Source organism: Inhella sp., assembly GCF_027532025.1.
In the GTDB taxonomy this organism is placed as follows: Bacteria; Pseudomonadota; Gammaproteobacteria; order Burkholderiales; family Burkholderiaceae_C; genus Inhella.
The window spans coordinates 83,263-95,203 of record NZ_JAPZSY010000025.1; the positions used below are offsets into that span (position 1 = coordinate 83,263).

General features: G+C 67.7%; 14 protein-coding genes. 2 read left to right on the forward strand and 12 right to left on the reverse strand.

The features are described from left to right. Nucleotides 1–10 precede the first annotated feature (10 nt). From O9335_RS05465 to O9335_RS05510, 10 genes are all read right to left on the reverse strand, one after another. Nucleotides 11–1,441: a Do family serine endopeptidase gene (locus tag O9335_RS05465; RefSeq protein ID WP_298384720.1), complete on the reverse strand. Its 1,431-nt coding sequence runs from the start codon at nt 1,439–1,441 to the stop codon at nt 11–13. A 102-nt stretch (nt 1,442–1,543) separates the two neighbouring features. Next, nucleotides 1,544–1,888, reverse strand: a complete 345-nt coding sequence (locus tag O9335_RS05470) for a hypothetical protein (protein WP_298384723.1) — start codon at nt 1,886–1,888, stop codon at nt 1,544–1,546. Nucleotides 1,889–1,903: 15 nt separating this feature from the next. After that, the gene (gene fabF, locus O9335_RS05475) at nt 1,904–3,151 is read right to left on the reverse strand and encodes a beta-ketoacyl-ACP synthase II (RefSeq protein ID WP_298384725.1); all 1,248 of its coding nucleotides are present in this window, start codon (nt 3,149–3,151) and stop codon (nt 1,904–1,906) included. 101 nt (nt 3,152–3,252) lie between these two features. Further along, nucleotides 3,253–3,492, reverse strand: a complete 240-nt coding sequence (gene acpP, locus O9335_RS05480) for an acyl carrier protein (protein WP_298384728.1) — start codon at nt 3,490–3,492, stop codon at nt 3,253–3,255. 91 nt (nt 3,493–3,583) lie between these two features. Further along, the gene (fabG, locus tag O9335_RS05485) at nt 3,584–4,315 is read right to left on the reverse strand and encodes a 3-oxoacyl-ACP reductase FabG (protein WP_298384733.1); all 732 of its coding nucleotides are present in this window, start codon (nt 4,313–4,315) and stop codon (nt 3,584–3,586) included. Beyond that, complete coding sequence (fabD, locus tag O9335_RS05490; RefSeq protein ID WP_298384736.1) at nt 4,312–5,262, reverse strand: ACP S-malonyltransferase; 951 nt, start codon at nt 5,260–5,262, stop codon at nt 4,312–4,314. The genes fabG and fabD overlap by 4 nt, the downstream gene beginning before the upstream one ends. 9 nt (nt 5,263–5,271) lie before the next feature. Beyond that, entirely contained in the window at nt 5,272–6,222 is a 951-nt protein-coding gene (locus O9335_RS05495; protein ID WP_298384763.1) for a beta-ketoacyl-ACP synthase III, read from the reverse strand. Between the two features lie 2 nt (nt 6,223–6,224). Next, on the reverse strand, nt 6,225–7,292 hold the full coding sequence (gene plsX, locus O9335_RS05500; RefSeq protein WP_298384739.1) for a phosphate acyltransferase PlsX: 1,068 nt from the start codon (nt 7,290–7,292) through the stop codon (nt 6,225–6,227). 109 nt (nt 7,293–7,401) lie between these two features. Continuing rightward, nucleotides 7,402–7,587, reverse strand: coding sequence for a 50S ribosomal protein L32 (rpmF, locus tag O9335_RS05505; protein ID WP_298384743.1), 186 nt, complete (start codon nt 7,585–7,587; stop codon nt 7,402–7,404). A gap of 177 nt (nt 7,588–7,764) precedes the next feature. Beyond that, complete coding sequence (locus O9335_RS05510; RefSeq protein WP_298384745.1) at nt 7,765–8,334, reverse strand: YceD family protein; 570 nt, start codon at nt 8,332–8,334, stop codon at nt 7,765–7,767. Between the two features lie 49 nt (nt 8,335–8,383). Here O9335_RS05510 and O9335_RS05515 point away from each other — a divergent pair, with 49 nt between their 5' ends. Beyond that, nucleotides 8,384–8,974: a Maf family nucleotide pyrophosphatase gene (locus O9335_RS05515; RefSeq protein ID WP_298384748.1), complete on the forward strand. Its 591-nt coding sequence runs from the start codon at nt 8,384–8,386 to the stop codon at nt 8,972–8,974. Next, nucleotides 8,971–9,735: an SAM-dependent methyltransferase gene (locus O9335_RS05520; RefSeq protein WP_298384751.1), complete on the forward strand. Its 765-nt coding sequence runs from the start codon at nt 8,971–8,973 to the stop codon at nt 9,733–9,735. Before O9335_RS05515 ends, O9335_RS05520 begins: the two co-directional genes overlap by 4 nt. On the opposite strand, the gene O9335_RS05525 is transcribed toward O9335_RS05520, so the two are convergent. Beyond that, complete coding sequence (locus tag O9335_RS05525) at nt 9,693–11,270, reverse strand: DEAD/DEAH box helicase (protein WP_298384754.1); 1,578 nt, start codon at nt 11,268–11,270, stop codon at nt 9,693–9,695. The genes O9335_RS05520 and O9335_RS05525 overlap by 43 nt on opposite strands. Nucleotides 11,271–11,307: 37 nt before the next feature. After that, nucleotides 11,308–11,941 (reverse strand): glycosyltransferase family 4 protein (locus O9335_RS05530; protein WP_298384758.1); only part of this gene is annotated, 634 nt, incomplete at its 5' end.

An 11,941-nucleotide genomic window follows, 5' to 3' on the forward strand; every position in this document is an offset into this window, starting at 1 on the left:
TCATAGATGATTATTTACCGGGGCGCACCAAAACGATGCTGGACTGCTCTTCTCGCCGGACCACCATGCTGACGACCTTGGCTTTGTCCAGCTTGCCCAGCAAAGCGGTGGCCTGCTTGGCGCTGATCGCGTCGGTGTTGTCGATGCTCACGATCACATCGCCCGACCGCAAACCCGCACGCGCGGCGGGCCCGTCGGCGCGCTCCACCAGCACCCCACCGCGCAACTTCAGGGCTTTGCGCTGGTCGGCGGGCAGGTCGCCCAGCGTCAAACCGAAGGCATTGGCCGCCTTGGGCTCGCCGGGTTCGCTGGCGGCGGACGCGGGCTCCCGCAGTTCGCCCACCACCACGCTCAAGTCGCGGAAGCTGCCGTTGCGGAAGATCTGCATCGTGGCCTTCGTCCCCGGCTTGGTGGCCCCCACGATGCGCGCCAGGTCGGTGAAACGCTCCACCGTCTTGCCGTCGAACTTGGTGATCACATCGCCCCCCTCGACGCCTGCCTTTTCCGCCGGACTGCCGGGTTCCACGCGGCGGATCAGCGCGCCTTGCGCCTTGGGCAACTTGATCGCTTCGGCCACCTCCTTGGTCACCACGTCGGGCTGCACGCCGATGCGACCGCGCACCACACGCCCGGTGGCGCGCAGCTCGGTGGCCACGCGCATGGCCTCGTCGATGGGGATCGCGAAGGAGATGCCCATGAAGCCCCCGCTCTGGCTGTAGATCTGCGAGTTGATGCCCACCACCTCGCCCTTGAGGTTGAGCAGCGGCCCGCCCGAGTTGCCCGGGTTGATGGCCACGTCGGTCTGGATCAGGGGCAAGAAGTCGCCGGTGTCGCGCGACTTGGCGCTGACGATGCCGGCGGTCACCGTGTTGTCAAAGCCAAAGGGCGAGCCGATGGCCACCACCCACGCCCCCACCTTGAGCGCGCCCACATCGCCGATCTTGACGGTGGGCAGGCCACTGGCGTCGATCTTGAGCACCGCCACGTCCGTGCGGCGGTCGGTGCCCAGCACGCGGGCCTTGAATTCGCGCTTGTCCACCAAGGTGACGGTGACCTCGTCGGCGCCGTCCACCACGTGGGCGTTGGTCAGCACCACCCCCTCGGCACTGACCACGAAGCCCGATCCAACCCCGCGGCGCTGGGGCGCCTCGTCGTCGTCACCGCCCCGCGGGCCGCCTCGGCGCGGGACCGGCAGACCGAAGCGCCGCAAAAACTCCTGCATCTGCGGGTCGATCTCGGCCGACGGGTTGGCGCGCACCCGCTCGGCGGTTCGGATGTTCACCACCGCCGGTCCAACGCGCTCCACCAACTCGGAGAAATCGGGCAGGGCAACGCTGGGGGGCTGGGGCTGCGCTTGCACCGCAGGAGCAGCCGCCCAGAGGGCGCCAGTCAACAGGCCGGCAGCGGCCAGCCCAGGCAAGAAAGCGAACAAGTTGCGCATGGTTCGTAGGTCCAAAGAAGACGAGGGAGCTTGCACCACAGACAAAGCACGGTGGAAATGAGGGCCCTATCGTGGATTGCAAGGCCCCTCAACGACCGGAAGTCACCCCCGGGTTGACGCGTCCGTCGGTGCACCATCCCCCAACCAGCGCCGACCTTGGGCCAGCGCTGCGCGCAGCAAGGGCCAATCGACCGCGTCTCGCCCCCGGCGCAGCCACAGGTGCTGCTCCGCCGGCCAACGCCAGCCCCACCGGCTGGCGTCCCCGCGCCACCGTGCTCGCAACCACAGGGCCGAGCCAAAGTCAGCGACCACATCCAGCCCCAACAGCGGCAAGGCATCGGCCCCGGGGTTGGTCGGCAGCAACGCCCAGGCCTCCCCGTCAAAACAAAGCGCCTGCCAGCGCCGGGTCTGCACAGGGCAGCTCAGCGCAGGCAGGCGGCGGGTCATGCCCAGCGGCGGATGTCAGCCGAACCGCTTGAACAGCAGGGTGCCGTTCGTGCCGCCGAAGCCAAAGTTGTTCTTGGCGGCCACGTCGATGCGCATCTCACGCGCCTGGTTGGCGCAATAGTCCAGATCGCAGTCGGGATCGGGATCGTCCAGGTTGATCGTCGGCGGCGCGATCTGGTCGCGCAGGGCCAGCACGGTGAAGACCGACTCGATGCCGCCCGCACCACCCAGCAGGTGGCCGGTCATGGACTTGGTCGAGCTGATGACCAGGGACTTGGCGTGATCGCCGAACGCCTTCTTGACGGCATTGGTCTCGTTGACATCGCCCAGCGGCGTCGACGTGCCGTGCGCATTCAGGTACTGCACCGCATCGGCGTTCAAGCCGGCATCGCGCAAGGCGGCCAGCATCGAACGCTTGGGGCCGTCCACGTTGGGCGCGGTCATGTGGAAGGCGTCGGCCCCCATGCCAAAGCCCACCAACTCGGCGTAAATCTTGGCCCCTCGCGCCTGAGCGTGCTCCAGGCTTTCCAGCACCAACACACCCGCCCCCTCACCCAGCACGAAGCCGTCTCGACCCTTGTCCCAGGGCCGAGACGCGGTTTCCGGGCTGTCGTTGCGGGTCGAGAGCGCGCGCGCCGCGGCAAAGCCCCCAATGCCCAGGGGCGACACGGTGGACTCCGCGCCGCCGGCCACCATCACATCGGCGTCGCCCATCTGGATGAGGCGCGCAGCCAGGCCAATGCAGTGCAGGCCGGTGGTGCAGGCCGTCACGACCGACAGGTTGGGCCCTTGGTAGCCGAGGCGAATCGACAACTGACCCGAGATCATGTTGATGATCGAAGCCGGCACGAAGAAGGGCGACACGCGCCGCGGCCCCTTGGCCACCAGCTCGGCGTGGGTTTCTTCGATCAGAGGCAAGCCACCGATGCCCGAACCCACCATGCAGCCGATGCGCTCGGCCTGGGCTTCGCTCAACTGCTCGCCCTGCGGCAAGCCGGCGTCGGCCACCGCCTGCAGCCCGGCGGCCATGCCGTAATGGATGAAGGTGTCCATGTGCCGGGCTTCTTTGGCCGGCATGTAGTCTTCCACGCGGAAGCCCTTGACCTCCCCCGCGAAGTGGCAAGCGAGGATGGAGGCATCGAACCGGGTGACTTTGGCGATGCCAGAGCGGCCCGCCAGGATGTTGGCCCAGCCCTCGGCCACGGTGTTGCCCACCGGGGAGACGAGGCCCAAGCCGGTGACGACGACGCGACGACGGGTCATGCAGAACTCTCAGCAAGTCCAGGGACGCCGAGCCGCATCGGGCTTCGGCCCCTGCCACAAACAACAACGCGCCCAGGCCGGGCGCGTTCGGGGCCTGGTGCTCAGGCCTTTTGGTGCTTCAGCGCGTAGTCGATCGCCAATTGCACGGTGGTGATCTTCTCGGCTTCTTCGTCGGGGATTTCGATGCCGAACTCATCTTCCAGAGCCATCACCAGCTCCACGGTGTCGAGCGAATCAGCGCCCAGGTCGGCCACGAAGGCCTTTTCGTTGGTGACGTCCGCCTCAGGCACGCCGAGTTGCTCGGCAACGATCTTCTTGACGCGGGCTTCGATATCGCTCATGACTCCTCCGGGAGGGGTTTCAAAACAAAATAGCCCGCCATTCTACGGGCTTTAGGGCGGCACCCCTAAAACTGGGGGCGCCGGGTGACAGTCAGCACATGTACATGCCGCCGTTGACGTGCAATTCGCTGCCGGTGACATAGCCACCGTTCGGGCTGGCCAGGAAGGCCACCGCCTCGGCCACTTCACGGGCTTCGCCCAGGCGACCCAGGGGAATCTGGGCCATCAGCGCAGCCTGCTGTGCTTCAGGCAGCACCGCCGTCATGTCGGTGGCGATGAAGCCAGGGGCCACGCAGTTCACGGTGATGCCTCGGCTGCCCACCTCGCGCGCCAGGGCGCGGCTCATGCCAGCCAGCCCAGCCTTGGCCGCGGCGTAGTTGGCTTGGCCGGCGTTGCCGGACGCCCCCACCACCGAGGTGATGCTGACGATGCGACCGCTGCGCTGTTTCATCATGGGCTTGAGAGCCAAACGACAAAGACGGAACACTGCCTTGAGGTTGGTGTCCAGCACCGCGTCCCAGTCCTCGTCCTTCAGGCGCAGGGCCAGGGTGTCGCGGGTTATGCCGGCGTTGTTGACCAGCACGTGCAAGCCGCCGCGCTCGGTCACGATCTGGTTGACGAGGGCCTCGCTGGCGGCGGCGTCGGTGACGTTCAGCACCACGCCCTGACCCCGATCGCCCAGGGCCGCCTGGATCTTGGCGGCGCCTTCGGCGCTGGTGGCGGTGCCGATCACGAAATGGCCGGCTTCCGCCAGCCGGGCGGCGATGGCAGCGCCGATGCCGCGGGTGGCCCCGGTGACGAGGGCGATGGTGGGGGTGCTCATGCGGAGGCTCCAATCAGGGCGCGGGCTTCGGTCAGGCTCGCAGGGTCGAACACGGTGGTGCTGACGAGGTTGGCGTCGATGCGCTTGACCATGCCGGCCAGCACCTTGCCTGGGCCGCACTCGATGACATGCGTCAACCCGCGACCGGCCAGGGCCTGCACCAGCTCGACCCAGCGCACCGGCTGGTAGGCCTGGCGGACCAAGGCGTCGCGCAGGGCCTCGGGCGCATCGACCACGGCCACATCGACGTTGTTGATGACGGGGAACTGCAGCGGCTGGAACGCCAGTTCGGCCAGCGCGACCTTCAGGCGTTCGGCCGCGGGCTTCATCAGGCTGCTGTGGAAGGGCGCCGACACGGGCAGCGGCAGCGCGCGCTTGGCGCCAGCGGCCTTCAGCACCTCCATGCCCTTTTCGACGCCCGCCTTCGAGCCCGCGATGACGGTTTGCTTGGGGTCGTTGAAGTTCACCGCCTCGACGACCTCACCACTCTCGGCACGGGCCTGGGCGCAACCGGCCTTCACCGCCTCGCCGTCCAGGCCCAGGATGGCAGCCATGCCCCCCAGCCCCACGGGCACGGCTTCCTGCATGGCCTGGGCGCGCAAGCGCACCAGCGGCAGGGCTTGGGCCAGGGTCAAGGCGCCAGCTGCCACCAGGGCGCTGTACTCACCCAAGGAATGGCCCGCGGCGACGGCCGGCGTCAGGCCGGTCTCCTGCAACCAAGCGCGGTAGCAGGCGATGCCGGCCGTCAACATCACCGGCTGGGTGTTGGTGGTCAGGTCGAGTTGTTCTTTGGGGCCCGCGTGAATCAGCGCGGCCATGTCCTGCCCCAGCGCATCGCTGGCTTCTTGGAGGGTGGCGCGCACCGCCGGGTGATCGCCCCAAGCGTCGAGCATGCCCACGGCCTGGGAGCCCTGGCCAGGAAAAACGAAAGCAAACGGAGTGGTCATCAACAGTCCTCAGTAAACGACGAGGGCGGCACCCCAGGTGAAACCGCCGCCCACGCCTTCCAGCATCAGGGTTTGGCCGCGCTGCACCTGGCCGGCGCGCACGGCGTGGTCCAGCGCCAGCGGCACCGAGGCCGCCGAGGTGTTGCCGTGCTCGTGCACGGTCACCACCATGCGCTCGTCGGGCAAACCCAACTTCTTGGCGGTGCCTTTCATGATGCGCAGATTGGCCTGGTGGGGGATCAACCAGTCGATGGCATCGGCCGTGCGACCGGCCTTTTCCAGCACCTCGTGCGCCGCCTTCTCCAAGGCCCCCACCGCCAGCTTGAACACCGCCTGGCCGTCCATGTGCACGTAGTCGCCCTGGGGCACGCACAACACGCCGGCTTGGCGTCCATCGGCATGCAGGGCGGTGGCCAAGATGCCAGGCTCGTCCGATGCGCCCAGCACCACGGCACCGGCGCCATCGCCGAACAGCACGCAAGTCGTGCGGTCTTTGAAATCCAGCAGGCGCGAAAACACCTCGGCCCCCACCACCAGCGCCCGGCGGGCGCTGCCGGCACGGATCATGGCGTCGGCCACGCCCAAGGCGTACAGGAAGCCCGAGCAAACGGCCTGCACGTCAAACGCCGCGCAACCGTGCACGCCCAGCTTGGCCTGCAACAAAGCCGCCGTGGAGGGGAAGGTCATGTCGGGCGTGGTGGTGGCCACGACGATGAGATCGATGTCCTCGGCCGCGATGCCCGCGGCCGCCAGTGCCGCCTGAGCGGCGGGCAGGGCCAGGTCAGAACTGCACTGCCCCTCGGCAGCAAAGTGGCGGGCCTGAATGCCGGTCCGCTCTTGGATCCAAGCGTCCGAGGTCTCCACGCCATGGGCCGCCAGTTGGGCAGCCAAGTCGGCGTTGGACACCCGGCGTTCGGGCAAGTAACTGCCCGTGCCGAGGATGCGCGAGTACGCAGGCAAGCTCATTCAGACGTCTCCGCAGCCGGCGCACCGGCCTGCAAGGTAGCGGCCACGCGGTCGTGCACGCGGTCCAACAATTGGTGGCGGGCTGCCTCGTAGGCGCGCTCGAGCGCGCGCTCGAAGGCGAAGGCATCGGCCGAGCCATGGCTCTTGAACACCAGGCCGCGCAAGCCCAACAGGGCCGCACCGTTGAAGCGACGGTGGTCCATCGAGGCTTGGAATCGGTTCAACACGGGCAGCGCCAACAGTGCCGACAGCTTGGACAGCCAAGACGCCGTGAACTCCGCCTTCAGCTTGCCCTTGACCATGCTGCCCAGGCCTTCGGCCGTCTTGAGCAGCACATTGCCGACGAAACCGTCGCACACCACCACGTCGGTGGTGCCCTTGAAGATGTCGTTGCCTTCGACGTTGCCGTGAAAACGGATCTGGCCGGCGGCATCGGCCGCGCGCAGCCAGTCGCCCGCGCGCTTGATGACCTCGCTGCCCTTGATGACCTCTTCGCCCACGTTGAGCAGGCCCACCGTGGGGGCTTCGTTCTCCGTCACGGCCGTGACCAGGGCGCTGCCCATCACCGCAAACTGAAGCAGGTGCTCGGGTCCGCAGTCGACGTTGGCACCCAAGTCCAGCACGGTGGTGAAGCCACCGGTCTGGTTGGGCAGCGACGCCGCGATGGCGGGGCGGTCGATGCCCTCCATGGTCTTCAGCACGTAGCGGGCCAGTGCCATCAAAGCGCCGGTGTTCCCGGCCGACACGCAAGCATCGGCACGCAGTGGGGCATCGCCTTGCGCCTTCAGCAGCCCGATGGCCACGCGCATGGACGAGTCCTTCTTCTTGCGCAGGGCCACCTCGACGGGGTCGTGCATGGCCACCACCTCGGTGGCTGCCACCACCTCGGTGCGCGGCCAAGCCTTGGCAGGCGCCAGCGCGTCCGGCTGCCCCACCAGCAACAAGGCCGCGTCGGGGTGCCGCCGCAAAAAGGCTTCGCAGGCCGGCAGGGTGATGCGCACACCGTGGTCGCCACCCATGGCATCCACAGCCAATCGCACCCGAGGCAAGACAGGCAAGGTCATCGCAGGCTCAAGCAGCAAAGCCCGAGGCTGCAGCGCAGCGCCGGGCTTTGGAGTGTTTGGCAGTCAGGGTTTGGAACACGCCAACGCGTGGTTCCGTGACCCAGTCCGATCAGGCAGCGTCGGCCTTGGTCTTCAGCACCTTGCGGCCACGGTAGAAGCCGTTGGGGCTGATGTGGTGGCGCAGATGCACTTCACCGGTGGTCGGCTCGATGGCGGTGCCCGGGTTGGTCAGGGCGTTGTGCGAGCGGTGCATGCCGCGCTTGGACGGCGACTTCTTGTTTTGTTGAACGGCCATGGTCGGCTCCAGGTCGGTGAGGGTGGGTGGCGCGGCTGGCGCCATCGCTGTCGATGTCAGCCCACCACACCATCGCGCCAACCCCTCCAAACCCACATCGAGGCAGCGCTCAGGCTGCGGTGGCAAAGGGCTAACGCCGGAAAAGCCCGCGATTCTAGTGCAAAGGTGCGAGCTCGATCAAGTCGAGCCGGTGCCGGGTGCTTTGTCCTTCAGCGCCTGCAGCACGGCGAACGGGTTGGGGCGCTCTGAGACCTCTTCGATCGCCGGCGCATCCGACACCGGTAGCGGCTGGGGGCAGGCGTCGTGCAAGGGCACGATGGGCGAAGCCAGCAGCAGCTCGTCCTCCACCCACTCCTGGACGTCGAAACGGCGGCTGAGCACCAGCACATCGTCCTCGCTCTCGGCATCCAACTCGGCGGCCTGCGCTTCGTCGCGCACGAAGCGGAAAGGCCGGTCGATGTCGAGTTCGATCGACACCGGCTGCAAGCAGCGCTGACACGTGGGACGCACCTGGGCCTGCACTTGCAGGTTCAGCCACACCTCCGACTCGCTGCCCAACACGGATCGCAGGTGGCCGCTGACGCGCCAGCGCACCGGATCCCAAGACGCGACAGGCGCCTCGGGCGCCCCCGATTCCGCCAAGCGAGCCAACGCGCTGGCCGGCCACTCGCCAGCGAGTACGCCCTCCGCTTGGGCAAAAGCAGCCACATCCAGGCTGCGCGGCGACATGGAACGATCGGTGGCCATGCCCGGAGTGTAGGAAGGCCCACCGCCGGGGCGATGAAACAATCGCCCGATGCCCGCCCAACCCTTGATCCTGGCCTCCACGTCCCGCTACCGCCGCGAGCTGCTCGATCGCCTGCGCGTGCCCTTCGAAGTTGCCTCGCCCGCCGTCGACGAAACCCCAAACGATGGCGAAGGGCCGGCCGCCTTGGCCGAGCGCCTGGCGCTGGCCAAGGCCCAGGCGGTGGCACACCAGCACCCGCTGGCCTGGGTGATTGGCTCTGACCAAGTGGCCGACTTGGCGGGACGCCCCATTGGCAAACCCGGCCACCACGCGGCGGCTGTGACCCAACTGCGGGCCATGCGGGGCCGCGCCATCGTGTTCCAAACCGCGGTGGCGGTCGTGGCCCCGGGCTTTGCGCAGGTGGCCCGTGTGCCGGTCACCGTGCGCTTTCGCGACATGAGCGACGACGAAATCGAACACTACCTGCGCCTGGAGCAGCCCTACGACTGTGCGGGCAGCGCCAAAAGCGAAGGCCTGGGCATCAGCCTGCTGGAAGCCATCGAGTCCGACGATCCGACCGCGCTCATCGGCCTGCCGCTGATCGCCACCAGCCGACTCTTGCGCGCCGCCGGCTACCCGCTGTGGCAAACCGCGCGATGAGCCGCCCTCGCCTGCTGCTGGTGCCAGCGCCGTTGGACTTCGGCCTGGATGCCAGCGCCCCGCTGGACGAAGTGCTGCCGAAACGCACGCTCCAGGAAGCCGCCGGCTTGCAGCACTGGGTGGTGGAAAACGCCAAGACGGCACGGGCCTTGCTCAAGCGGGTGGACGCGGTGATCCCCCTGGCCCTGCCTCTGCAGCAACTGGCCATCGTCGAGCTGCCTCGCCCCCCCAAGGGGCAAGCCCGCACCAGCGTGGACCTGTCCCCTCTCATGAGCCCGTTGCGCGCCGGGCACGACCTGGGCTTGCTCAGCGAAGCTGGCCTGCCCGCCGTGGCCGACCCGGGCGCCGCGCTGGTAGCCGCCGCGCATCGCGCGGGCTTTGCGGTTCACGGTCTGCCGGGCAGCTCCAGCATCGTGCAGGCCTTGGCCGCCAGCGGCTTGAATGGCCAGTCGTTCGCCTTCCACGGCTATGCCCCCACCGAGTCGACCGCACGCCTGCAGCGCTTGCGCGAGTGGGAAGCCCAATCGCGCAAACTGCAGCAAACGCAGGTGCTGATCGAAACCCCGTACCGCAACCCAGCGCTGTTGCAAGCCCTCGTGCAGGCTTTGCAACCGAGCACGGTGTTGGCGGTGAGCCGGGCGTTGACCACCCCGCAAGAGTGGACGCGCAGCGCCACCGTGGCGCAGTGGCGTCAACAGCCCAGCGAACTGCCGACCGATCAGCCGGCGATGTTTTCCTGGCTGGCTGCGGCTTCGGGCTGAAGCGAAGCGGGCAACGGTTCGGCCACGCGCTTCGGCCCGAACAAGGCCGCGGTCTGGCGCTTGGGCTTGATGTACTTCGACGGCCCCGAGGGCTTCAGCGATTTGGCCGCCGCCTGCTCCCAAGCGGGCGGCTCGCCGGCGTGGGCCGGTGGCTCGTAAGGGCGGTCGAAGAACGGGTCGGCCGGGCCGCGCCGCGTGCCGGCCGCCGAGCCCCAACTCCGTTCGCCACGCTCGCCACGTTCGGCCCTTTCGCTTCGTTCCCCGCGGTCGCTGCGTTCCGTGCGCTCGCGGCGCGGCGCTTCCCCGGCCTCGTCCGCGTCGCGGCGGGGCCGGCGCGGCCGCTCGTCGTCGCCCACCAGGCCCGCCGACACCGGCTCCAAGTCCATCTTGCGCTTGATCAGCTTCTCGATGTCGGCCACCAAGCGCGCGTCGCTGGGCGACACAAAGGTGATGGCCACACCCGACGCGCCCGCACGACCGGTGCGACCGATGCGGTGCACGTAATCCTCGGCGTTGAACGGCACGTCAAAGTTGAACACCAGCGGCAATTCGGCGATGTCCAAGCCACGGCCTGCCACGTCGGTGGCGATCAACAGGTCCACCTCGCCCGCCTTGAAGGCCGCCAAGGTCTTCAGGCGCTCGTCCTGGCTCTTGTCGCCGTGCAGCGCACTGGCTTTGATGCCCTCGCGCTCCAGCGCACGGCTCAGGCGTGCGGCGCCGAGCTTGCTGTTCATGAACACGATGGCCTGCGTGCTGCCCCGCTCGCGCCACAGCTGCAACAGCAGCGCGCGCTTCTTGTCATCGCCCACGGCGTAAAAGCGCTGCTCCACGGTGCTGGCCGTGGCGTTGGGGCGCGCCACCTCCACCAGCTCGGGGCTTTGCAAGTAGCTGGACGCCAAGCGCTTGATCTCGGGCGAGAAAGTGGCCGAGAACAGCAGCGTCTGGCGGGTTTTGGGCAAGTAGCTGAGGATGCGCTGCAAGTCCGGCAAGAAGCCGATGTCCAGCATGCGGTCGGCCTCATCGAGCACCACGTACTCGACCTGGTGCAACGCGCAGTTTTTGCCTTCGATGTGATCCAGCAAGCGACCCGGCGTGGCAATCAACACCTCCACGCCCGCCTTCAACTGCGCGGCTTGGGGCTTGATGTCCACCCCGCCGAACACACAGGCCACGCGCAGGTTGGTGTGCTTGGCATAGGCCAACACGTTCTGCGCCACCTGGTCGGCCAGCTCTCGCGTGGGCGCCAGCACCACGGCCCGCACCGGGTGACGGGCTGGCGACATGCTGGCGTTTTCGTGTTTCAGCATGCGCTGCAGCAGCGGGATCGAAAACGCCGCCGTCTTGCCCGTCCCCGTCTGCGCCGCCCCCATCACATCCTTGCCCGCCAACACGATCGGGATCGCCTTGGCCTGGATGGGCGTCATCGCCGTGTAGCCAGAGTCGGCCACGGCGCGGAGCAGTTTGGGGTCGAGCGGGAGGGTGTCGAAGCGCGGCGCGGGGGCGGCGCTGTCAGCCGGCGGGGAAACGTCAATCATGGTGCCATTGTCGCCTCTGCCCTGAGCACAGCCCGACTCAGCGACGCAACAGCCAGCGCGGGGTGCGAAAGCGCACGATCCGGCGGTACAGCGCGATGTAACCGGCCACATAGGCCAACAGCACGCCCGCCAGCACGGCCGACGAATCCCACCAAATGATGGCGGGCACCACACTCAGGCTGCAGGCCACCCACAGGTAGGGTGCAGTCAAGGAGTTGCGACGCACCAGCAACCGCGCATTGCGCGACCCCAAGGCCCAGCGGACTAAGCGTCGGTAGATCAAGCTGTGCAAATGCACGCCATCGGGCGCGTGCACTGGGCGACCCCGCAGCACCTTGCGGCGGTACATGGTGAACAGGGTCTCCACCACCGGGTAGGCGCACAGCACCAAGGGGAACAACGGTGACACGTCAGGGTGCCGACCGATGAGCAAGATGCCCAACTCGGCCACCATGAAGCCCAAGAAATAGGAACCACCATCCCCCAAGAAGATAAGGCCCATCGGGTAGTTCAGGGTAAACAAACCCAGCGTCGCGCCGATAAGCAACAGCCCTGCGGCGGCGATCCAGTTGTCTCCCAACTGCAGCGCCACCACCACCAATCCGGCCAGCATGATCATGGCGCACATGGACGCCAAGCCGTTGAAGCCGTCGATGATGTTGATGGCGTTG